Consider the following 23,085-nt stretch of genomic DNA (forward strand, 5'->3'; position numbering starts at 1 on the left):
TTTATGGAAGTGACATGATGAAAACACTGCAAATTGCTGTCGGGATCATTCGCAACCCGCAAAACCAGATCTTTATAACCCAACGTGCCGCCGATGCGCATATGGCCAACAAATGGGAATTCCCCGGCGGGAAAATCGAATCAGGTGAAACGCCGGAACAGGCGCTGGTGCGTGAGCTTCAGGAAGAGGTGGGGATCACCCCGATTGGCGCAACGCTGTTCGATAAGCTGGAGTACCAGTTTCCGGATCGTCATATAACGCTGTGGTTCTGGCTGGTGGAAAGCTGGGAAGGTGAGCCGTGGGGAAAAGAGGGGCAGCCGGGTAACTGGATTGAGCTTCAGGCCAGCGATGCGGAAAAATTCCCGCCTGCCAATGAGCCTGTGATCCTCCGGCTGGTCGCACAACCGTAGGCCTGCTAAGCGAAGCGCCAGCAGGCTTTGAACGTTACTGCTGGTTTTCGCTCCAGTCATCGCTATCCGAGAGATCGCCTTCGCTCGGAATGCGTTTCTCTTCCGCCGCCCATTCGCCCAGGTCTATAAGCTGACAGCGCTTGCAGCAGAATGGGCGAAATGGACTCACTTCTCCCCAGACGACAGTTTTCCCACAGGTTGGGCAGTTTACGGTGGTTACGTCAGACATTGGCACTCCTTAACAACAGGCCAGTTCAAAATCGAGGCGTTCCGGCACGGTGCCATGTTCACTGTCCAGCGGCATAAAGCGGATCGCGAAACGGCTTTTATGTCCGGAAATTTGCGGGTAAAGCTGCTCGCCAAGAGACAGGTTCAGGCGCAGAAGATCGGCGTCGTCGCCGTTATCCTGATAGAAACCGTTGAGACTGGTTTGTTTGCGGAACGGGGCCGAGTTACGCACAAGATCGAGGATCAGCGATAACGTCTGATTCATCGGCTCCAGGCTGCCCAGCCAGCTGTTCACCTGGCGATCGCGCTGTTCCTGCGGCATGTGCAGCCACATATGCAGCGTCGGCAGGTCAAAGCTACAGCATCCGCCCGGTATGCTCAGGCGCTGGCGCACCAGCGCAATCAGACGATCCTCTCGTAAAAACTGGCCAACGCGCGGCGCGGCCATCAGGGTCGTGCTGCTGTTTTTCAGCTGCTGGCGTAAAGCGTCAATTCGACTTTGATCCACGCCCGGTACTTCGGCCCAGGCCTGTAATTTTCGTTGCTGGCGCTCCAGCTCTTTCAACAGCTCAGTGCGGACGTCGCCGCGTTCAATCACATCAAGCAGATCGCCCACGTTGCGGAAAAAATGCAGCGCGGTGGCGTGATCGTTGACAGGCAGATGTTGTGAAAGCTGTTGAATAAGAAATTCTATGCGTAGCCAGGTACGCATTTTTTCGTTAAGCGGGTGCTCAAAAAGGATATGAGTCGACATTATGGTTTTTCCTGTGCAACGGCCTGCGCGGCGAAGGTCAGATACTGCGCGTGCAGACGAGCAACATCCGATGCAATGGCATCTGGTGCGCCGTTATTATCAATAACATCATCCGCAACGGCGAGGCGCGCTTCGCGCGTGGCCTGTGCGGCAAGAATTTGTTCAGCATGCTCGCGTGAAACATGGTCACGCGCCATGGTTCTCTGGATTTGCGTTTCGCGGGAAACGTCAATCACCAGCGTTCTGTCTGCTTTATGCTGAAGCTGATTTTCCACCAGTAACGGGACCACCCACAACACATAGGGCGAGCGGGCTGCGGCAATCTGACGCTGAGTTTCCTGGTGGATAATGGGGTGGAGCAGGGCATTAAGCCAGGCTTTTTCCGAAGAATCAGAAAATATGCACTCACGCAGTTGCCGACGATTCAGGGTGCCGTCAGCCTGTATCACACGGCGACCAAAATGCGCTTCGATGGCGTTTAAGGCGGGTGTATTGGGTTCTACCACCTGACGGGCAATGATATCGGCGTCGATAATCGTGATGCCGAGACGAGCAAACGCGTGCGCAACGGTGCTTTTACCACTACCGATGCCGCCGGTTAATGCGACGATATACCCCATTAAATCAGATCCTGGGAATTATTCAGTTTTAAAATCAGTTGCTTAAAATTCAAACTTACAACAGCCAATGTTTAGCTCTCTTTACCCGCTTTTTACCAGGTAAATTTATAGGATTGTAGCGTAAAAAAAGAGAATTTCGCAGTCTTGCGGAGCAGGTATTAGTGCGTATGATAGCGTCACTGGAGTTGTGCTTTTAATATATTTGCCTCTAACCCCAGGAATCCGCACATGCGTATCGAAGAAGATCTGAAGTTAGGTTTCAAAGACGTTCTTATCCGCCCTAAACGCTCTACACTGAAAAGTCGCTCAGACGTTGAACTCGAACGTCAATTCACCTTTAAGCATTCCGGTCAGACGTGGTCTGGCGTGCCGATTATCGCGGCCAACATGGACACCGTCGGGACCTTCGAGATGGCGACCGCACTGGCGCAATTCGACATCCTTACTGCGGTACACAAACACTACAGCGCTGAAGAGTGGGATGCGTTTGTCGCCTCCGCCTCGGCCGACGTGGTGAAGCATGTGATGGTCTCGACCGGTACGTCTGATGCAGATTTCGAGAAAACCAAACAGATCCTGAACGCCAATCCGGCGCTGAATTTTGTCTGCATTGACGTGGCAAATGGTTATTCCGAGCATTTCGTTCAGTTCGTCAGCAAGGCACGTGAGGCCTGGCCAACCAAAACCATCATCGCGGGCAACGTGGTGACCGGTGAAATGTGTGAAGAGCTGATCCTCTCCGGGGCCGACATTGTGAAAGTGGGCATTGGCCCGGGGTCCGTTTGCACCACGCGCGTGAAAACCGGTGTGGGTTATCCGCAGCTGTCTGCGGTAATTGAATGCGCTGACGCTGCACACGGTCTGGGCGGCCAGATCATCAGCGACGGTGGCTGCACTATGCCAGGTGATGTCGCGAAAGCCTTCGGCGGCGGCGCGGACTTCGTGATGCTCGGCGGCATGCTGGCAGGCCACGAAGAGAGCGGCGGTACCGTGGTGGAAGAGAACGGCGAGAAATTCATGCTGTTCTACGGAATGAGCTCTGAATCTGCGATGACCCGTCACGTGGGTGGTGTCGCAAAATACCGTGCGGCGGAAGGCAAAACCGTTAAGCTGCCACTGCGTGGTCCGGTCGAAAACACCGCGCGCGATATCCTCGGCGGTCTGCGTTCTGCCTGCACCTACGTTGGTGCTTACCGCCTGAAAGAGCTGACGAAACGCACGACGTTTATCCGCGTTCAGGAGCAGGAAAACCGCGTATTCAATAGCCTCTGACGGCTACAGCTGGCGCGCGCCCGTGCGCCAGCATTACCCCGCGCTCATTGCATCTCCCAGATGGAAAATCGGCAGATACATTGCCACCACCAGCGTGCCGATAATCAGTCCCGTCACGACCAGTAGCAAAGGCTCAAGAAGCGCCGCCAGATTGTCTGCCTGCTGAAATGTCTGTTCCGTATGGTGGCGGGCCAGATTCATCAGCATCACATCCAGTGAACCCGACACTTCTCCGGTGCGAATGAGCTGAATACACAGTGGCGTAAAAACAGAGGCCTTCTGGAAGGAGGACCACACGGGCGTCCCCTGTTTGATATCGCTGCGTATCTCACGGATTTTCTCCTGCCAGTAGCCCCTCTCAACGGTCTCCTCCACACTCTCCAGTCCTTGTAAAAAGGCAATTCCGGCCTGCTGGGTTAATGACAGCACGGTAAAAATCTGCCCCAGTTTTTGCCCGCGCGTCAGCGTGCCCATCACCGGTACGTGTAACAAGACATACTGCCAGCGTGGATGCCGCCGCAGCTTACAGGCGATGACAACCATTGCCACGAGCAGGGTCAAAAGGGTGAGGATATGCGCCTGAACCAGGGCCGCCAGCCCCATGACTGCCTGCGTGAGCAAAGGGAGCGGGGTGTTGAACGTTTTGTAGATTGCAGCAAACTCAGGCAAAACCAGCGTGACCATCGCCAGCACCACGAAAACGGCCAGCGTCAGGATGATCAGCGGATAGCGCAGCGCTTTCTTCACCTTCGCACTGAGCTGCTGCTGGGATTTTTGTTGCTGCGCAAGCTGACGGCAGCAGGCTTCGAGCTTACCCGTCAGCTCACCCGTCTTCACCATTGAGACATAAAGGGGGCTAAACACCTCTGGCCATTTCTTCATGGCCTCTGACAGGGCGCAACCTTCGCTCAGGTCATCAGCAAGACTGTGCAGCAGGGCCTGCCAGTGCTGCAAAGGATGCTGTTCCGCCAGCATGTGCAGGCTTTGGGACAGCGTGAGTCCGGCCTGTAGCAGCGTGGCGAGCTGGCGAAAAATATCGTAGCAGTGCTGCACCTGCCATCGGTGGCGCTGCTGGCAGCGTTTCAGCGCCAGCGGGTGCAGCTGTTTAAGCACCAGAGCCGTGTAAGCTGCGTTACGGTCGATGGCCCAGAGGGTGCCGGTTTGCACCTCCCCCTCGGTGGTCAGGGCACGCCAGCGCCAGAGCGAATTAACAGCCATCGGGCATTCCCAGGACGCGCAACAGCTCTTCGAGCGTAGTCAGCCCTTGCTCTACGGCCATGCAGCCATGCTCAAACAAAGAGGTCATTCCCGCCTGACGAGCGCTGGACCCAATCACCTCCGTGCTTGCTCCGCTGGCGATGGCCTGCCGCAGCGTGTCGTCGATGACGAGCACTTCAAAAATGGCTACGCGACCATAAAAACCGTGGTAGCAGCGATCGCAGCCGGTGGGTTGCCAGCGAGGAAGCGGCCGGGGCCACAGCGTGCGGGGTAATTCGGTGTGGCGGCTGGCTTCCTGTCGGCAGTACGGGCATAAACGGCGCACCAGCCGCTGGGCAATCACCATCGAGAGCGCCGACGAGATCATCCAGCGCGCGACGCCCATCTGTTGCAACCGCACCAGCGTTTCAGTCGTCGAATTAGTATGCAGGGTGGACAGCACCAGATGCCCGGTTTGCGCCGCCTTAATGGCAATTTCTGCCGTTTCGCCGTCACGAATTTCACCCACCATAATGATGTCAGGATCCTGCCTGAGCAGGGCACGCAGCACGCTCTGGAAGGTCAGCCCCGCGCGCGGATTAATCTGCGTCTGGTTTAAGCCAGCAAGCGGGATTTCAACGGGATCTTCCACGCTGCAAATATTGACGTCAGGGGTATTTCGCGCCTGTAACGCGCTGTACAGCGTCACCGTTTTCCCGCTACCGGTCGGGCCGGTGACCAGAATCAACCCCTGAGGGCTGTTAAGCGCCGCGGCAAAACGGGCCTGCTGGTCTGCGCTCATCCCCAGCTGTTCAAGCTCCAGCGCCTGCTGTACCTGGTGAAGCAGACGAAGCACGATTTTTTCTCCACCGCTACAGGGAAGGGTTGCGATACGAAAAGAGACGGGGACGCTTGCCAGCTCCACCGTAAACTGACCGTCCTGCGGCAGGCGGCGCTCCGCAATATCCAGCTGGCCCAGCACCTTCAGGCGTGCGGCAAGCGTCGTTCCGAGGGCGGTGGAAATCGGCGGTTGCGGGTAGAGAACACCGTCGATTCGCAAACGGATTTGGTAGCCGTGCTCCGTCGGTTCAATATGGATATCAGAAGCCCGCTGGTTCACTGCCTGCTGCAACGTTGTACTGAGCACGTCAGCGGCTGAGTTTGGCGCTATGCCCGGCAGGTGTGATGATGAGAGGGACTGAAGCCGTTTTTCCATCCGTTCGGCCGTCCAGCACTCAATATCAATACGTTTCTGCGTAGCGAAGCGTAACGCTTCCATCAGCTCAGAGGCAGGATTACCCACTACCGCAATGCTGATCATGTCGGTGTCGCTTGCGAGTAGCAGTGCGTGATGGCGCTGACAGAGCGTCATAAGCTGTTCAGTATTCATTGTCCACTCCTGTCAGTTGTTATCGAAGCGGAAAACATCTTCACAGGCTTGTCTGAGCGCCGTGTCGGACGCAATTTTGCAGTCACGCGTCCAGCCCGTCATTCCGTTACCGTCGCTCCAGATCGGTGTCATGAGCACTTCAAGTCCGTTAAGGCTTTCCTGCCCTGTCAACGATACGACCCCCTTCGCCACGCTCATCGCTGAAACGTAACGTGTGGTTGTCGGGGAGGGGATGCCATTGGTGCCTGCGTCGCAGCGATCCACACCACCACGATCCAGGGCGCAAAGCTCAATGGCGGTGCGGTAGGGGATGAACGTTTGCAGCATATCGGTGAGCGCCGCTTTTCGCAGGTAGTTCTGATAGGCCGGGACGCCAATCGCGCTTAGGATGGCAATAATGCCAATGACCACCATTAGCTCAATCAGGGTAAATCCTTGTTGTCTGTTCATGTCTGCTCCTTACGTTAAGTGGCGCTACTGTGGCAGTGACTGCGCGCAGAAACGAGGGGCAAAAGCGTGAACGTGAAGGGGCTTTCAGGGAAATGATTCAGTGTTGCAGAGAAGGACAGCGTAATTGCGAGCGGTTTCGTATTTCCCCTCTCCGGGCGGAGAGGGGAGGATAAGTTATTTGAAGCGCATCGAGAGGTCGAGGGCGCGGACGTGCTTGGTCAGGGCGCCAACGGAGATGTAATCGACGCCGGTTTCAGCAAATTCGCGGATGGTGTCGAACGTCACGTTGCCGGACACCTCAAGCTGCGCCTGGCCGTTTGTGCGTTTCACCGCTTCACGCATCTGCTCCGTGTCGAAGTTATCGAGCATGATGATGTCAGCCCCCGCTTTAATGGCCTCGTCCAGCTCCTCCAGCGTTTCCACTTCTACTTCGACTGGCACATCCGGATGCAGCCAGAAGGCTTTTTCCACGGCCTGACGCACCGAGCCAGAGGCAATAATGTGGTTCTCTTTGATCAGGAAGGCATCGGAGAGCCCCAGACGATGGTTGGCGCCGCCACCGCAGAGTACCGCGTATTTCAGCGCGGTGCGCAGGCCCGGCAGGGTTTTACGGGTATCCAGCAGCTGCGTGCGGGTGCCTGTCAGCAGGTCAACGTAGCGGCGTACTTCACTGGCAACGCCAGAGAGCGTTTGCACGAAATTGAGCGCGGTGCGTTCACCGGTCAGCAAGACGCGGGACGGGCCGTCCAGCTCGAACAGTGGCTGATTCGCCGTGACCGCATCACCGTCGTCAACGTGCCATGTTACCTGCACCTCGTCGCCCGCCAGCTGGGTAAAGACCTCCTCAACCCAGCGTTTGCCGCAGAAAACCCCCGCTTCGCGGGTGATGATCACCGCATGCGAGCGTGTCTCTTTGGGCAACAATTGGGCGGTAATATCGTTATCGGCGCTGACGTCGCCGCCGAGATCTTCTTTCAGGGCATGGGCAACGCTTGCCGGGATATCACTATTAATACGTTCCAGAAGCGCGTCACGTCGGTGGTCGGGGTTATAGCGGCGAGGCGGCATGATAAAACTCCAAATTGGTAACGAATCATAATATTGAAACATGCTACTCTGAACCGAGTAACAGCACCATAGATAAGGAGTTCCAGCATGTTGTTAGAAAACGGATGGCTGGTGGACGCGCGGCATGTACCGTCGCCGCACCACGACTGCCGCCCGGAGGATGAAAAGCCCACACTGCTGGTGGTTCACAATATTAGTCTCCCGCCGGGTGAGTTTGGCGGTCCGTGGATCGATGCGTTATTCACTGGAACGATAGATCCCGATGCTCACCCCTTCTTTGCTGAGATTGCGCATCTGCGCGTCTCGGCGCACTGTCTGATCCGTCGTGATGGCGAAGTGGTTCAGTATGTTCCTTTTGATAAGCGTGCCTGGCATGCCGGCGTGTCGATGTATCAGGGGCGCGAGCGGTGCAATGATTTCTCCATTGGAATTGAACTGGAAGGGACGGACACCACGCCTTATACCGATGCGCAATATGAGAAACTGGTTGCTGTAACGCAAACGTTAATCGGGCGCTATCCCGCCATTGCAGACAATATTACAGGGCACAGCGACATCGCCCCCGAAAGAAAAACCGACCCCGGCCCGGCGTTTGACTGGTCCCGGTTTCACGCCATGCTTACCACGTCGTCAGATAAGGAGATAACATGACGTTGTTTACCATGCTGCTGGTTATGATCGCTGAACGCCTGTTTAAGCTCGGCGAGCACTGGCATCTGGATCATCGGCTGGAGGTGTTATTCCGCAGCATCAGGCATTTTTCCATGCTGCGCACGCTGCTGATGGCGGCAGGCGTGATGGCGATTACGTTCCTGTTGCTGCGCTCGCTTTACGGCCTCTTTTTCAACGTGCCGCTGCTGGTGGTGTGGATCCTGCTCGGCGTGCTGTGTATTGGCGCGGGCAAGGTGCGTTTGCACTATCACGCGTATCTGAAAGCCGCTTCCCGGGATGATGCCCACGCGCGCGGCGCGATGGCGAGCGAGCTGACGATGATCCACGGCGTACCGCCGGACTGCGATGAACGCGAGTTTCTGCGCGAGCTGCAAAACGCGCTGCTGTGGATCAACTTCCGTTACTACCTGGCGCCGCTGTTCTGGTTCGTGGTGGGCGGACCCTGGGGGCCGGTACTGCTGATGGGTTACGCGTTCCTGCGTGCCTGGCAGACCTGGCTTGCCCGCTATCTTACGCCGCATGAACGTCTACAGTCCGGCATTGATGCCATCCTGCACGTGCTCGACTGGCTTCCGGTGCGTCTGGTTGGCGTGGTCTATGCCCTCATCGGTCACGGTGAAAAGGCGCTGCCCGCGTGGTTTGTCTCCCTTGCTGACCGCCATACCTCGCAGTATCAGGTTTTAACCCGACTGGCACAGTTCTCGCTGGCGCGTGAGCCGCACACGGATAAAGTCGCAACGCCAAAAGCTGCCGTCTCGATGGCAAAGAAAACGTCCTTTGTGGTGGTGGTGATTGTGGCGCTGCTGACGATTTACGGCACGCTGGTCTAAGCCAGCGCGCCGAAGCTGTTACGGCGTATCCGCGGGCGGGATGCCGAAGTCAGGCATCCCGTTTTCGTTCCAGCGGATGAGTTTCAGGCGAGTATGGCGATTGGGATCGTAAAGCGGATCGCCTTCAATTTCAGTGTAGTTTCGTGCGTGGTAGACCAGCACATCGTCGCCCTCAGGGGTCTGCGTAAAGCTGTTATGGCCTGGCCCATACTGCCGGTTTTCATAGCTGGTGACGAACACCGGGCGCGGGGATTTATGCCAGTTAGCCGGGTTTTGCGGATCGGCATTCAGGTCTGCCCACAGTAATCCCATGCAGTAGTTCTCGTCGGTGGCGCTGGCGGAATAGCTGATAAATAGCTTATCGCCATGGAACAGCACCGCCGGGCCTTCGTTGACCCAGAACCCACGGCACTCCCAGTCATATTCCGGTTTACTGAGCATCACCGGTTCGCCTTTCAGCGTCCACGGATTTTCCATTTCACACAGGTAAAGATTGGAGTTACCGGAAATATCCGGGGCTTTTTGCGCCCACAGATACCAGCGTTTACCCTGATGAACAAAGGTGGTGGCATCCAGCGCGAAGGTGTCAAACGGGGTTTTGATTTGCCCTTTTTCCACCCACGTACCGGTGAGCGGATCGCGATCTGCGCATTCAATGGCAAACATGCGATGCTGGAACATCCCGAGCTGATCGAGCGCCTGGGTATGCGTGGCGGCAAAATAGATGTACCACCTGCCGTCGATATGATGCAGTTCCGGCGCCCAGATCAGCTGGCTCATCGGGCCGGTGTCGGGCTTGCGCCAGACAACCACCTCTTCGGCATCGCGTAAACCTTCCAGCGAGTTCGCGCGGCGGATCGCCAGCCGATCGTACTCCGGTACGGAGGCGATAAAGTAATATTGCCCATCGTGACGCAGGATATACGGGTCGGCGCGTTGTTCAATAAACGGGTTTGGCCAGGTTTGCATTCGGCTTTCCTTATTTAGTCTCAGCGGCTTTGAGTTCCTGATAATCGTTCAGCTCGCGATAGTTGGTGCGACGTTTTTCCAGATCGGACTGGATCTGCTTCATGGTCTCACGGTCCACTTTCAGCAGACGTACTACGCCCGCGGTAATTAAGTATCCAATGCCGGGAATGACGGTAAACAGCAGCACGATCCCGTTAATGGCGTCCGCGCTCTGCGCTTTTGCGCCCGCGTCGTAGCCGTACCAGGAGAGCAGGAAGCCGACCATTGCCCCGGCAATCGCCAGACCCAGCTTCAGGAAGAAGATGTTGCCGGAGAAGCTGATCCCGGTGATGCGTTTCCCGGTTTTCCATTCACCGTAGTCGTCCACGTCGGCCATCAGCGACCAGTGCAGCGGGGATGGGATCTGGTGCAGGATGTTCAGCAGGACGTAGAGCACGACAATGGTTGTCGTCGCTTTCGGGTCGAAGAAGTAGAAGGCGCAGGAGAAAATCGCCAGCACGATGTTGGTCCAGAAAAAGACCTTCAGCTTACACCAGCGGTCGGTCAGCACTTTAGCCAGCATACTGCCGAACATCATGCCGACCACGCCCAGGCTGATAAACAGCGTGGCGAAATGGGTGCTTTGCCCCATGACCCAGGTGACGTAATACATGGTGGCCGCCATGCGGATAAAGCCAGGGCAGACGTTGCACAGGGTTAACAGCAGGATCCGCACCCACTGGTCGTTCTTCCACACGTCTTTCAGGTCGTTTTTCAGTTCGTCATGGGTTTGCACCGCCGGACGTACGCGCTCGCGCACCGTGGCGAAGCAGAACAGGAACATGCAGGTACCAATCAGCGCCAGCACGGTCATCGCCATCTGGTAGCCTTTGGCTTTGTTATCCCCACCAAACCAGTCGGCCATCGGCAGGAGCGTTAGCGACAGCAGCAGCGTGGCGATACCGACCATAACAAAACGGTAGGACTGGCAGGCAACGCGCTCTTTCGGGTCGTTGGTGATCACGCCGCCGAGCGAGCAGTACGGAATGTTGATGGCGGTATAGGTCAGCGACAGCAGGAAGTAGGTGACAAAGGCATAGATAACTTTGCTGTTATAGCTCCACTCCGGTGTGGTGAACATCAGAATGCTGAACAGCGCATAGGGGAAGGCAATCCACAGCAGCCATGGACGAAACCGGCCATATTTGCTGCGGGTACGGTCGGCAATCGCGCCCATGATCGGGTCCGTTACGGCATCAATGACGCGTACGGACAGGAGTAAAACGCCAACCAGTGCAGGAGCCAGACCAAAAATATCCGTATAAAAATAGTTAACAAATAACATGATGGCGCCAAAGATAATGTTGCATCCGGCGTCACCCATGCCATAGCCGATCTTTTCTTTTACTGACAGTTTGTTGTTATTCATCGACAGCTCTCCGGGTTTCGGTATGGAGAGAATTATTCGCTGGCAAACGAATATATGCGTTGCAATATAAAGGCGGTGATATGGAGGATTTTGCTGTTGGCGCGAATTTGTGAGGAAGGTAACAAGACGCTGTACCCGCAACCGCGAGTACAGCGAGAAAACACTTAGTGCGCTTTTACCGTTTTGGCATTTTTCTGTTTCACCATATAACCCACGCCGAGGATCGCAATCCAGACCGGGATCAGGTAGACGGAAATCGCCATGCCTGGGGTGATGAGCATGATGACCAGCACAGCCGCCATGAACAGCAGGCAAACCCAGTTCCCCAGCGGATAGAGCAGGGCAGGGAAGCGCGTGGTTACGCCCTGCTGCTGCTTGGCACGGCGGAACTTGATATGAGCGAGGCTAATCATCGCCCAGTTAATCACCAGAGCGGAAACCACCAGCGCCATCAGCAGGCCGAAGGCAGATTCCGGTGCCAGGTAGTTAATCAGAACGCACAGCGCCGTCACGACCGCCGACACGATGATGGTATTAACCGGTACGCCACGCTTATCAACGGTAAGCAGCGCTTTCGGTGCGTTGCCCTGTTGCGCCAGGCCGAACAGCATACGGCTGTTGCAGTAAACGCAGCTGTTATAAACGGAGAGCGCGGCGGTCAGCACCACGACGTTGAGCGCGTTCGCCACGAAGGTGTCGCCCAGCTCGTGGAAGATGAGCACAAACGGGCTGGTATCCGCCGTGACGCGCGTCCATGGCAGCAGGGAGAGCAGGACCGCCAGGGAGCCCACATAGAAGATCAGAATACGGTAGATAACCTGGTTCGTGGCTTTCGGGATGCTCTGCTCCGGGTTGTCGGCTTCCGCGGCGGTGATGCCCACCAGCTCCAGACCGCCGAAGGAGAACATAATGATCGCCATCATCATCACCAGGCCGGTCATGCCGTGCGGCAGGAACCCGCCTTGCTCCCAAAGGTTGCGCACGGTGGCCTGCGGGCCGCCGTTGCCGCTGAACAGCAGCCAGCCGCCGAAGATGATCATCGCCACAACGGCAATCACTTTAATGATGGCAAACCAGAACTCCATTTCACCGAACACTTTTACGTTGGTGAGGTTAATGGCGTTAATCAGGACGAAGAAGGCCGCAGCAGATGCCCAGGTGGGGATCTCCGGGTACCAGAACTGAATGTATTTCCCAACGGCGGTCAGCTCGGCCATGGCAACCAGAACGTACAGAACCCAGTAGTTCCAGCCGGAGGCGAAGCCCGCGAAGCTGCCCCAGTATTTATAGGCGAAGTGGCTGAATGAGCCTGCGACCGGCTCCTCAACAACCATTTCCCCTAACTGACGCATAATCAGAAACGCAATAAAACCCGCAATCGCGTACCCGAGAATAATGCCCGGCCCGGCCGACTGGATAACCGATGCACTGCCCAGAAACAGGCCAGTACCAATAGCACCGCCCAGGGCGATGAGCTGAATATGGCGGTTTTTAAGGCCGCGCTTTAGCTGATCGCCATGCTGTTGAGCTTCCATTTGAAACCTCGTGTGTGGTTGTTATGTTCACGCTGTGCGTGTGTAATTATGAAAATCCATATTCTGTATTTATTTCTTTACGGTTAACGATACCGAAAAAAGCGGAGATGGCTTCCGTTAGCGCAAGAATAGTGGTAAGCGCCAGCGAATGCACCTGCTTTATGAAGGGGTGATGACGACTTGAATAAAAAGAAACCAATTGTAAATCGGTACGTTAACCCCTCATACCCCAACCTATAGAATAGAAATGCGTCAGAAGAGGGCGAATTTTCATTTTTTGCCTTGTTGAATCGCTTCAGATTGCAAAAACCCTCGTTTCATTATGGTTAAAACTGCCTCTTTGGTAGTAACCATTTCATTTGTGCAAAGTTACATTCCTGAAACGTTAGTTCTGTAAGGTTGTTAAAATGTGCAGGGTTTACTGATTTCAATCAAAACCAATATGGACAGAAGGTGAATACTTTGTTACTTTAGCGATACGAACATGAAATTGGTAAGACCAATTGACTCCGGGCAAAAAGGCGTAAGACAGGGAATATGGCCTACAGCAAAATTCGCCAACCAAAACTTTCCGATGTGATTGAGCAGCAGCTGGAGTTTTTAATTCTCGAAGGGACACTGCGCCCGGGCGAGAAACTCCCGCCAGAACGCGAGCTGGCAAAACAGTTCGACGTTTCACGCCCCTCTCTGCGTGAGGCGATTCAACGTCTCGAAGCAAAGGGCCTGTTGCTCCGTCGCCAGGGTGGCGGAACCTTTGTGCAAAACAGCCTGTGGCAGAGCTTCAGCGACCCGCTGGTAGAACTTCTCTCTGACCACCCAGAATCCCAGTTTGATCTGCTTGAGACCCGTCACGCGCTGGAAGGTATCGCGGCCTATTACGCCGCCCTTCGCAGCACTGATGAAGACCGCGTACGTATTCGCGAGCTGCATCAGGCCATTGAACGGGCACAGCAGTCCGGCGATTTAGACGCCGAGTCCAATGCCGTCGTCCAGTATCAAATTGCCGTCACCGAAGCGGCGCACAACGTGGTGCTCCTCCATCTGCTACGCTGCATGGAGCCGATGCTGGCCCAGAACGTTCGTCAGAATTTTGAATTGTTGTATGCCCGTCGGGAGATGCTCCCGCTGGTAAGCAACCATCGCACCCGAGTATTCGAGGCGATAATGGCCGGGGAACCGGAGCAGGCGCGCGAAGCGTCGCACCGCCATCTGGCTTTCATTGAGGAAATCTTGCTGGACCGCAGCCGTGAACAATCGCGTCGCGAACGTTCATTACGCCGCATACAGCAACGAAAGGATTAAGCGCCAGGTACTTTTAGAGCGCGGCAACTAAACGCAGAACCTGTCTTATTGTGTTTTCTGGCGAAAATACAATGGGACAGGTTCCAGACAAATCAACGTATTAGATAGATAAGGAATACCCCCATGTCAGAACGTCTCCAAAATGACGTGGATCCGATCGAAACTCGCGACTGGCTACAGGCGATCGAATCGGTCATCCGTGAAGAAGGTGTTGAGCGCGCTCAGTATCTGATTGATCAGCTGCTTTCAGAAGCACGCAAAGGCGGCGTGAAAGTGGCTTCAGGTGCAGGGGCTAGCAACTACGTAAACACGATTGCCGTCGAAGACGAACCGGAATACCCGGGCAATCTGGATCTGGAACGCCGTATCCGTTCTGCTATCCGCTGGAACGCCATCATGACCGTTCTGCGCGCATCCAAGAAGGACCTGGAACTGGGTGGCCACATGGCGTCCTTCCAGTCTTCTGCGACCATTTACGAAGTGTGCTTCAACCACTTCTTCCGTGCAGCGAACGAGAAAGATGGCGGCGATCTGGTGTACTTCCAGGGCCACATCTCTCCGGGCATCTATGCACGTGCCTTCCTGGAAGGTCGTCTGACTGAAGAGCAGATGAACAACTTCCGTCAGGAAGTTCACGGTAAGGGTCTGTCTTCTTACCCGCACCCTAAACTGATGCCTGAGTTCTGGCAGTTCCCGACCGTATCTATGGGTCTGGGCCCAATCGGTGCGATCTATCAGGCTAAATTCCTGAAGTACCTGGAACACCGTGGTCTGAAAGACACCTCTGAGCAGACCGTTTACGCCTTCCTGGGCGACGGTGAAATGGATGAGCCAGAATCTAAAGGCGCGATCACCATCGCGACCCGTGAGAAGCTGGACAACCTGTGCTTCATCATCAACTGTAACCTGCAACGTCTGGATGGTCCGGTAACCGGTAACGGCAAGATCATCAACGAACTGGAAGGCATCTTCGCAGGTGCTGGCTGGAACGTGATCAAAGTGATGTGGGGCGGTCGTTGGGATGAGCTGCTGCGTAAAGACACCAGCGGTAAACTGATCCAGCTGATGAACGAAACCGTTGACGGCGACTACCAGACCTTCAAATCCAAAGACGGTGCCTACGTTCGTGAGCACTTCTTCGGCAAATATCCTGAAACCGCAGCCCTGGTTGCAGACTGGACTGACGAGCAGATCTGGGCGCTGAACCGCGGTGGTCACGATCCGAAGAAAGTTTACGCTGCACTGAAAAAAGCGCGTGAAACCAAAGGTAAAGCGACTGTGATCCTGGCCCACACCATCAAAGGTTACGGCATGGGGGATACCGCAGAAGGTAAAAACATCGCTCACCAGGTTAAGAAAATGAACATGGACGGCGTGCGTTATATCCGCGACCGTTTCAACGTTCCAGTGACCGATGAGCAGGTAGAAAACCTGTCTTACATCACCTTCCCGGAAGGGTCTGAAGAGCACAAGTACCTGCACGAACGTCGTCAGGCGCTGAAAGGCTACCTGCCTGCTCGTCAGCCTAACTTCACCGAGAAGCTGGAACTGCCAGCGCTGGAAGATTTCTCTCAGCTGCTGGAAGAGCAGAACAAAGAGATCTCAACCACCATCGCTTTCGTTCGTGCCCTGAACGTGATGCTGAAGAACAAGTCGATCAAAGATCGTCTGGTTCCAATCATCGCCGACGAAGCGCGTACTTTCGGTATGGAAGGTCTGTTCCGTCAGATCGGTATCTACAGCCCGAACGGCCAGCAGTACACCCCGCAGGACCGTGAGCAGGTTGCATACTACAAAGAAGACGAGAAAGGTCAGATCCTTCAGGAAGGTATCAACGAACTGGGTGCAGGCGCATCCTGGCTGGCTGCTGCGACCTCTTACAGCACCAACAACCTGCCGATGATCCCGTTCTACATCTACTACTCCATGTTCGGGTTCCAGCGTATCGGTGACCTGTGCTGGCAGGCAGGCGACCAGCAGGCTCGCGGCTTCCTGATTGGGGGTACTTCTGGTCGTACGACCCTGAACGGTGAAGGCTTACAGCACGAAGATGGTCACAGCCACATTCAGTCTCTGACTATTCCTAACTGTATCTCTTACGACCCGTCTTACGCGTACGAAGTGGCAGTCATCATGCATGACGGCTTGCAGCGCATGTACGGTGAAGCGCAAGAGAACATTTACTACTACATCACCACCCTGAACGAAAACTATCACATGCCGGCAATGCCAGCAGGTGCCGAGGAAGGTATCCGTAAAGGTATCTACAAACTCGAAACCATCGAAGGTAGCAAAGGTAAAGTTCAGCTGCTGGGCTCCGGTTCTATCCTGCGTCACGTTCGTGAAGCAGCGCAGATCCTGGCGAAAGACTACGGTGTGGGTTCCGATGTGTACTCTGTTACCTCCTTCACTGAACTGGCGCGTGATGGCCAGGATTGTGAGCGCTGGAACATGCTGCACCCAATGGAAACCCCACGCGTTCCGTACATCGCTCAGGTGATGAACGACGCGCCAGCGGTGGCGTCTACTGACTATATGAAACTGTTCGCTGAGCAGGTTCGTACTTACGTTCCAGCTGATGATTATCGCGTACTGGGTACTGACGGCTTCGGTCGTTCTGACAGCCGCGAAAACCTGCGTCACCACTTCGAAGTTGATGCTTCCTACGTGGTTGTAGCAGCACTGGGCGAACTGGCTAAACGTGGCGAAATCGATAAGAAAGTGGTTGCGGACGCAATCACCAAATTCAACATCGATGCAGATAAAGTTAACCCGCGTCTGGCGTAAGAGGTAAAAGAATAATGGCTATCGAAATCAATGTACCGGACATCGGGGCTGATGAAGTTGAAATCACCGAGATCCTGGTCAAAGTAGGCGACAAAGTTGAAGCTGAACAGTCGCTGATCACCGTAGAAGGCGACAAAGCTTCTATGGAAGTCCCGTCTCCTCAGGCTGGCATCGTTAAAGAGATCAAAGTCTCTGTTGGCGATAAAACCGAGACCGGTAAACTGATCATGATTTTCGATTCCGCCGACGGTGCAGCAGCTGCTGCACCTGCGCAGGAAGAGAAGAAAGAAGCCGCTCCTGCTGCTGCTCCAGCAGCGGCCGCGGCAGCGAAAGAAGTGAACGTGCCTGACATCGGCGGTGACGAAGTTGAAGTCACTGAAATCCTGGTGAAAGTGGGCGATACCGTTGCGGCTGAGCAGTCACTGATTACCGTAGAAGGCGACAAAGCCTCTATGGAAGTGCCGGCACCGTTCGCGGGTACCGTTAAAGAGATCAAGATCAACACCGGTGACAAAGTGTCTACCGGGTCGCTTATCATGATCTTCGAAGTGGCGGGCGCTGAAGGCGCTGCGGCTCCAGCGAAAGCGGAAGCTGCTCCGGCTCCGGCTGCTGCACCAGCGGCTGCTGGCGGCGTGAAAGACGTTAACGTACCGGACATCGGCGGTGACGAAGTTGAAGTGACCGAAGTGATGGTAAAAGTGGGCGACAAAGTTGCCGCTGAACAGTCACTGATCACCGTTGAAGGCGACAAAGCTTCTATGGAAGTGCCTGCGCCGTTCGCCGGTACCGTTAAAGAGATCAAAATCAGCACCGGCGACAAAGTGTCTACCGGCTCTCTGATCATGGTCTTCGAAGTGGAAGGCGCTGCACCTGCCGCCGCTCCGGCTGCCGCGGCTGCTCCGGCACCGTCTGCTGCACCGGCTCAGGCTGCTAAACCGGCTGCTGCCCCTGCTGCTAAAGCAGAAAAATCTGAGTTCGCTGAAAACGACGCTTACGTCCACGCGACTCCGCTGATTCGTCGCCTGGCGCGCGAATTCGGTGTGAACCTGGCGAAAGTGAAGGGCACCGGCCGTAAAGGTCGTATCCTGCGCGAAGACGTTCAGGCTTACGTGAAAGACGCGGTGAAACGCGCCGAAGCTGCACCTGCGGCAGCCGCTGGCGGCGGTATCCCGGGCATGCTGCCATGGCCGAAAGTGGACTTCAGCAAGTTCGGCGAAATCGAAGAAGTGGAACTGGGCCGTATCCAGAAAATCTCCGGTGCGAACCTGAGCCGTAACTGGGTGATGATCCCGCACGTTACCCACTTCGATAAGACCGATATCACCGATCTGGAAGCGTTCCGTAAACAGCAGAACGCCGAAGCTGAGAAGCGTAAGCTGGACGTGAAATTCACCCCAGTGGTCTTCATCATGAAAGCGGTTGCGGCGGCGCTGGAACAGATGCCTCGCTTCAACAGCTCCCTGTCCGAAGACGGTCAGAAGCTGACGCTGAAGAAATACATCAATATCGGTGTTGCGGTTGATACGCCAAATGGTCTGGTTGTTCCGGTCTTCAAAGACGTGAACAAGAAGAGCGTCACTGAGCTGTCCCGTGAACTGACCACCATCTCCAAAAAAGCGCGTGATGGTAAGCTGACTGCCGGCGAAATGCAGGGCGGCTGCTTCACTATCTCCAGCATCGGCGGCCTGGGTACCACCCACTTCGCGCCGATTGTGAACGCGCCGGAAGTGGCTATCCTCGGTGTGTCCAAGTCCGCGATGGAGCCGGTGTGGAATGGCAAAGAGTTCGTGCCGCGTCTGATGATGCCAATCTCTCTGTCCTTCGACCACCGCGTGATCGACGGGGCTGATGGTGCGCGTTTCATCACCATCATCAACAACATGCTGAGCGACATTCGCCGCCTGGTGATGTAATCGAAAAGCCGGCCAGTCGGCCGGCTTTTTTCTGATAATCTCATGGGGTTTTTGAGGTTATTGGTGAAAGCGATAATTCGTGAGCCGTTTGTTGTTTCAAAATTGTTAACAATTTTGTAAAATACGGGCGGATAGAACGACCCGGTGGACGACGGGTATACATTAAGAGGTCATGATGAGCACAGAAATCAAAACTCAGGTCGTAGTACTTGGGGCAGGCCCGGCAGGTTACTCCGCAGCATTTCGCGCCGCGGATTTAGGTCTGGAAACCGTCATCGTAGAACGTTACAGCACCCTCGGCGGTGTTTGTCTGAACGTCGGCTGTATCCCTTCTAAAGCGCTGCTGCACGTAGCGAAAGTTATCGAAGAAGCCAAAGCGCTGGCTGAACACGGTATCGTCTTCGGCGAGCCGAAAACCGACATCGACAAAATTCGTACCTGGAAAGAGAAAGTTATCACTCAGCTGACCGGCGGTCTGGCGGGTATGGCCAAAGGCCGTAAGGTGAAAGTGGTAAACGGTCTGGGTAAATTCACCGGTGCGAACACCCTGGAAGTGGAAGGCGAAAACGGCAAAACCGTGATTAACTTCGACAACGCGATCATCGCGGCAGGCTCTCGCCCAATCGAACTGCCATTCATTCCACATGAAGATCCACGCGTGTGGGATTCCACCGATGCGCTGGAGCTGAAAACCGTTCCTAAGCGCCTGCTGGTTATGGGCGGCGGTATCATCGGTCTGGAAATGGGTACCGTGTACCATGCGCTGGGTTCAGAGATCGACGTGGTTGAAATGTTCGACCAGGTTATCCCGGCTGCCGACAAAGACATCGTTAAAGTCTTCACCAAACGCATCAGCAAGAAATTCAACCTGATGCTGGAAACCAAAGTGACTGCCGTTGAAGCGAAAGAAGACGGTATTTACGTTTCCATGGAAGGCAAAAAAGCCCCATCCGAACCACAGCGTTATGACGCCGTGCTGGTGGCTATCGGCCGTGTGCCGAACGGTAAAAACCTCGACGCGGGCAAAGCTGGCGTGGAAGTGGACGACCGTGGCTTCATCCGCGTTGACAAACAGCTGCGCACCAACGTGCCGCACATCTTTGCTATCGGCGATATCGTCGGTCAGCCAATGCTGGCGCACAAAGGTGTTCACGAAGGTCACGTTGCCGCTGAAGTTATCGCCGGCATGAAGCACTACTTCGATCCGAAAGTGATCCCATCTATCGCCTACACCGAGCCAGAAGTGGCATGGGTCGGTCTGACTGAGAAAGAAGCGAAAGAGAAAGGCATCAGCTATGAAACCGCCACCTTCCCGTGGGCTGCTTCTGGCCGTGCTATCGCTTCCGACTGCGCAGACGGTATGACCAAACTGATCTTCGACAAAGAGACTCACCGTGTAATCGGTGGTGCGATTGTCGGTACCAACGGCGGCGAGCTGCTGGGTGAAATCGGTCTGGCTATCGAAATGGGCTGTGACGCGGAAGACATCGCGCTGACCATCCACGCTCACCCGACTCTGCACGAGTCCGTGGGCCTGGCGGCAGAAGTGTTTGAAGGTAGCATCACCGACCTGCCAAACGCGAAAGCGAAGAAGAAATAAGTTTCTTCAGATGAAAAAAGCGGCCTGAGGCCGCTTTTTTTATGCGCCGCGTTCAGGGGGGGACAGGCTGCCAGGTTTTATCCTGGTGGTATGCAGCGAGCGCCTGCGCTTTCTGCGCCGAATCGTTGCCGAGATTTGCCTGATAAACTTTGTCATCCTGATTAACGACAAAGCTCATTACCCCCGTCTGACCATAGCTCACGGGCCAGGCAACCATCGCAAAGCCATTTTTATCCGGCAGGATACGGAACCGATAGCCGTGATAGCCCATACCTGGCTCCGGCGGGCTGAAGGCGGGACCCAGCGGGCTTGGCGCTTCGCCCGGCGAGATGGGCCAGTACAGGCCGTCTTTTAGCCCTGGCGTGCTGACAATCTTCTGCGCATAGCGGTGGTTCATGGCGTAGTAGCTCTGCTGTGCGTCGACGTAGGCGTGCAGCGCTTCGATAGCCGCGAGTTCGTTGCGGCCGATTTCGCGGGTCAGGATCTCATCCGCCGCTCTCTGCATATCAAATTGCCAGCCCTCTTTTTTCTTCACTACCGGTATGGGGAGTTGCCAGCCGTTATCGCCAACTGACAGATGGGCTATATCGCCGCTGATTTCGGTACGATGGTATATCTTCCAGTCACGCAGGAATCGAGCCACCGCCTCCGGATCAACTCCTTCAGGTGGCAGATAGTCGCGCCAGTTATCCCCCAGCAGGTCGGCCATCGCGCGCTCATTCTGCTCGCTTATGGCCTTCGTCAGGGCATTGGCTGCCTGCTCAGGCGTGGAGAAGGATTGCTGGGCGCAGGCGAAGGTGGATACCATCAACAACAGCATTCCACCGATCGGTTTCATGTTCATAGCGGCTCCCTTAACGACGGTGGAATTCACGGTGTTCGGTATGGTGTTCGGACAGCTGCTGGCGGAAGCTGGCACGTTGCTCACTGTTCAGCGACGCGTGCTGGCGGCTTTGCAGCCCGCGCTGGTGCTGGGCCTGCCAGCTGGCCGAACGGCTGTCGTTGCCGCTCAGGGCGTTTGCCCGCAGCGGCTGATGCTGAACCTGCGTCGGGCGTCTGGTTTGCGCAAGAGTATTATTCATCTGTTGTGCGTGTGGCCGCGCGCTGTCGTAGCCGCGATAGTTGCTGCGCTGAGAGAGCTGCTTCAGCTGCTGCGCGGACGCTGAATGTTGCGGGAAATGCGCGTCGCCATGCTGTAGCTGTGTGAGGGTTTTGCCCGTCGACTGCTGTACCTGCGCCATCGCAGCCTGCCGCTGGCTATCGCGGTTGACCGGCTGCTGCCGGGTAGCGCTCAACCCGCCCGGTACTGAAGTCTGATGATAGCGGCTGGCAAGCTGGCTATTGGCGTAGGGCACGCCGTTGCGGTAGGCCGGATTATGCTGCCAGACCTGATGATTATCGGTACGGTGCTCGCCGGTGATCTTATTGAAGTTATTAACATTAATATTAATGTTATCGCCGTTATGCGAATAACCGCCGTGGTGATCGTCATCATGATCGTGATGGTGATCGTCGTCATCGTCCCAGTCGATGTTACTGAACAGCGCATAGGTGGTGGCTACGCCGAGGCTATAGCCAAAGCCTCTGACAAAACTATTGGTAAACTGCTGGCCGGGAGACGGGGGCAGATACACCGGCGGATAGCTGGCGTTTGGCCACGTGCCGTAAACGGTGGAAGGGTTGTAGGTAGGGACATAAACCACCTGTGGATCGGCTGGCTCAATTTTAATCACCGTCGGACTAGCCGACGTTGACGTCGCGGCTGTACTGGCGGAGGCTGGCGCAGATTTTTTCACGGTGGTGACGGTCTGCTGCGGGGTGGATTGCAACGTGCCTGTCTGCTGCGCCAGCAGGCGCAGACGCTGCACGGAATCCATCACATCCTTTGGCTGGGCCAGAAAGGCGTCGCCGAGGCTCTGTACCCACGACGGGTTTTCTCCCATCAACGACATTAACTGCGGAAAGGCGACCAGCGATTTCACGCTGGCATCCCATGGCTGCCCGCTGACCGCCTGAATGGCGGCATCGCCCTGCATTTTTGGGTTGTTCTTTGACCACTGGGCGGCCTGAATCACGCTCGCCGGATAGGTTGAGGCCATCAGAATTTGCGACAGCAGCGCGTCGGGGTAGAGCGCAATGGGCGCGGTCCACTGATCGATCTGCGCGGCGGTATAGGCCGGAGTCGCCACCGGGGCAGGTTGTGCTGTTGGTACGGGGAGCTGCGGGGCTACCGGCGCGGGAGCGGGTTCCGTTGCGAGGCTTTTAACGAACATGACGCCCGAGGCGGCAAACAGCCCCGCACTGCAAAGCAGAACAAGAAGATGTGGTTTAAAAGGCAACTTCATAGATTGACTCCAACGAGACGAGTGCAGTGCCGTGAGGCGTTGCTGTTGCCGCGAGTATCATTCACCCGTGTTTTACAGTTTTGACTTTTATTGGGAAACCTTCCGAAGCGTCCGGATAAAGAGTGTGAGTATTTATTACACAATTATATCGGATGGCTGAACAGGCGACGGAAATTCAGAAGGCCGCTCTTGCGAGCGGCCAGCAGCTAGTTGCCGAGGTTGACGACAAACAGCACCGTGATGTCGGATATATTCCAGCCACCGTGCAGTGCGGTTAGCAGTAAACCGGTCACAACGATCAGCGCAGTGATTCGCATCTCCATTGCGTGCGTTCC

The 23,085-nt window shown here is 55.6% G+C and carries 20 protein-coding genes; 8 read left to right on the top strand and 12 right to left on the bottom strand.

Features of this window, described 5'->3' with window-relative positions:
- Positions 1 to 17 precede the first annotated feature (17 nt).
- Entirely contained in the window at positions 18 to 410 is a 393-nt protein-coding gene (mutT, locus tag ACNQ0W_RS05590) for an 8-oxo-dGTP diphosphatase MutT (RefSeq protein WP_062932496.1), read from the top strand.
- A gap of 34 nt (positions 411 to 444) precedes the next feature.
- Here mutT and yacG read toward each other — a convergent pair whose 3' ends face one another.
- Genes yacG through coaE form a run of 3 tightly spaced genes read right to left on the bottom strand, consistent with a single transcriptional unit; the run spans position 445 to position 2,012 of the window.
- A complete protein-coding gene (gene yacG / locus ACNQ0W_RS05595) occupies positions 445 to 639 on the bottom strand; it encodes a DNA gyrase inhibitor YacG (RefSeq protein ID WP_003856332.1) in 195 nt (64 codons plus the stop codon).
- A 9-nt stretch (positions 640 to 648) separates the two neighbouring features.
- Complete coding sequence (gene zapD / locus ACNQ0W_RS05600; protein WP_015572676.1) at positions 649 to 1,392, bottom strand: cell division protein ZapD; 744 nt, start codon at positions 1,390 to 1,392, stop codon at positions 649 to 651.
- Positions 1,392 to 2,012: a dephospho-CoA kinase gene (gene coaE, locus ACNQ0W_RS05605; protein WP_017694512.1), complete on the bottom strand. Its 621-nt coding sequence runs from the start codon at positions 2,010 to 2,012 to the stop codon at positions 1,392 to 1,394. The genes zapD and coaE overlap by 1 nt, the downstream gene beginning before the upstream one ends.
- Positions 2,013 to 2,240: 228 nt before the next feature.
- Between coaE and ACNQ0W_RS05610 the strand changes: the two genes are divergently transcribed.
- Positions 2,241 to 3,284 carry a GMP reductase gene (locus ACNQ0W_RS05610; RefSeq protein WP_062932355.1) on the top strand — a complete coding sequence of 348 codons (1,044 nt, stop codon included), beginning with the start codon at positions 2,241 to 2,243 and terminating at the stop codon, positions 3,282 to 3,284.
- Positions 3,285 to 3,317: 33 nt separating this feature from the next.
- Here the strand turns inward: ACNQ0W_RS05610 and hofC are convergent, their stop codons facing one another.
- From hofC to nadC, 4 genes are all read right to left on the bottom strand, one after another.
- Positions 3,318 to 4,502, bottom strand: a complete 1,185-nt coding sequence (gene hofC, locus ACNQ0W_RS05615; protein ID WP_062932354.1) for a protein transport protein HofC — start codon at positions 4,500 to 4,502, stop codon at positions 3,318 to 3,320.
- Positions 4,492 to 5,871, bottom strand: coding sequence for a type II secretion system protein GspE (gene gspE, locus ACNQ0W_RS05620; protein WP_047051308.1), 1,380 nt, complete (start codon positions 5,869 to 5,871; stop codon positions 4,492 to 4,494). Before gspE ends, hofC begins: the two co-directional genes overlap by 11 nt.
- A 12-nt stretch (positions 5,872 to 5,883) precedes the next feature.
- On the bottom strand, positions 5,884 to 6,321 hold the full coding sequence (gene ppdD, locus ACNQ0W_RS05625; RefSeq protein WP_017383774.1) for a prepilin peptidase-dependent pilin: 438 nt from the start codon (positions 6,319 to 6,321) through the stop codon (positions 5,884 to 5,886).
- 174 nt (positions 6,322 to 6,495) lie between these two features.
- Positions 6,496 to 7,389: a carboxylating nicotinate-nucleotide diphosphorylase gene (nadC, locus tag ACNQ0W_RS05630; protein WP_062932353.1), complete on the bottom strand. Its 894-nt coding sequence runs from the start codon at positions 7,387 to 7,389 to the stop codon at positions 6,496 to 6,498.
- 87 nt (positions 7,390 to 7,476) lie between these two features.
- Here nadC and ampD point away from each other — a divergent pair, with 87 nt between their 5' ends.
- Both ampD and ampE read left to right on the top strand, forming a co-directional pair.
- On the top strand, positions 7,477 to 8,040 hold the full coding sequence (gene ampD / locus ACNQ0W_RS05635) for a 1,6-anhydro-N-acetylmuramyl-L-alanine amidase AmpD (protein ID WP_017694507.1): 564 nt from the start codon (positions 7,477 to 7,479) through the stop codon (positions 8,038 to 8,040).
- On the top strand, positions 8,037 to 8,891 hold the full coding sequence (gene ampE / locus ACNQ0W_RS05640; protein WP_062932351.1) for a beta-lactamase regulator AmpE: 855 nt from the start codon (positions 8,037 to 8,039) through the stop codon (positions 8,889 to 8,891). The genes ampD and ampE overlap by 4 nt, the downstream gene beginning before the upstream one ends.
- Before the next feature lie 18 nt (positions 8,892 to 8,909).
- Here the strand turns inward: ampE and ACNQ0W_RS05645 are convergent, their stop codons facing one another.
- From ACNQ0W_RS05645 to aroP, 3 genes are all read right to left on the bottom strand, one after another.
- Positions 8,910 to 9,860, bottom strand: a complete 951-nt coding sequence (locus ACNQ0W_RS05645; protein ID WP_062932350.1) for a family 43 glycosylhydrolase — start codon at positions 9,858 to 9,860, stop codon at positions 8,910 to 8,912.
- A 10-nt stretch (positions 9,861 to 9,870) separates the two neighbouring features.
- Positions 9,871 to 11,268 carry a glycoside-pentoside-hexuronide (GPH):cation symporter gene (locus ACNQ0W_RS05650; RefSeq protein ID WP_047051305.1) on the bottom strand — a complete coding sequence of 466 codons (1,398 nt, stop codon included), beginning with the start codon at positions 11,266 to 11,268 and terminating at the stop codon, positions 9,871 to 9,873.
- Positions 11,269 to 11,432: 164 nt separating this feature from the next.
- On the bottom strand, positions 11,433 to 12,803 hold the full coding sequence (aroP, locus tag ACNQ0W_RS05655) for an aromatic amino acid transporter AroP (protein ID WP_003856317.1): 1,371 nt from the start codon (positions 12,801 to 12,803) through the stop codon (positions 11,433 to 11,435).
- 537 nt (positions 12,804 to 13,340) lie between these two features.
- On the opposite strand from aroP, the gene pdhR reads away from it, so the two are divergent.
- The 4 genes from pdhR (at position 13,341) to lpdA (ending at position 20,405) form a co-directional block, all read left to right on the top strand.
- On the top strand, positions 13,341 to 14,105 hold the full coding sequence (gene pdhR / locus ACNQ0W_RS05660; RefSeq protein WP_015572686.1) for a pyruvate dehydrogenase complex transcriptional repressor PdhR: 765 nt from the start codon (positions 13,341 to 13,343) through the stop codon (positions 14,103 to 14,105).
- 123 nt (positions 14,106 to 14,228) lie between these two features.
- Positions 14,229 to 16,892, top strand: coding sequence for a pyruvate dehydrogenase (acetyl-transferring), homodimeric type (gene aceE, locus ACNQ0W_RS05665; protein ID WP_047051304.1), 2,664 nt, complete (start codon positions 14,229 to 14,231; stop codon positions 16,890 to 16,892).
- Positions 16,893 to 16,906: 14 nt separating this feature from the next.
- On the top strand, positions 16,907 to 18,805 hold the full coding sequence (gene aceF, locus ACNQ0W_RS05670) for a pyruvate dehydrogenase complex dihydrolipoyllysine-residue acetyltransferase (RefSeq protein ID WP_032647258.1): 1,899 nt from the start codon (positions 16,907 to 16,909) through the stop codon (positions 18,803 to 18,805).
- A 175-nt stretch (positions 18,806 to 18,980) separates the two neighbouring features.
- Positions 18,981 to 20,405: a dihydrolipoyl dehydrogenase gene (lpdA, locus tag ACNQ0W_RS05675; RefSeq protein WP_003856313.1), complete on the top strand. Its 1,425-nt coding sequence runs from the start codon at positions 18,981 to 18,983 to the stop codon at positions 20,403 to 20,405.
- 52 nt (positions 20,406 to 20,457) lie between these two features.
- Here the strand turns inward: lpdA and ACNQ0W_RS05680 are convergent, their stop codons facing one another.
- Positions 20,458 to 21,249: a DUF2950 family protein gene (locus ACNQ0W_RS05680; protein ID WP_062932348.1), complete on the bottom strand. Its 792-nt coding sequence runs from the start codon at positions 21,247 to 21,249 to the stop codon at positions 20,458 to 20,460.
- A gap of 10 nt (positions 21,250 to 21,259) precedes the next feature.
- On the bottom strand, positions 21,260 to 22,750 hold the full coding sequence (locus ACNQ0W_RS05685; protein ID WP_062932347.1) for a DUF3300 domain-containing protein: 1,491 nt from the start codon (positions 22,748 to 22,750) through the stop codon (positions 21,260 to 21,262).
- Positions 22,751 to 23,085: the final 335 nt, after the last annotated feature.

The sequence above is a fragment of the Enterobacter cloacae complex sp. 6730903 genome, assembly GCF_048283985.1.
Taxonomy (GTDB): Bacteria; Pseudomonadota; Gammaproteobacteria; order Enterobacterales; family Enterobacteriaceae; genus Enterobacter; species Enterobacter hormaechei_C.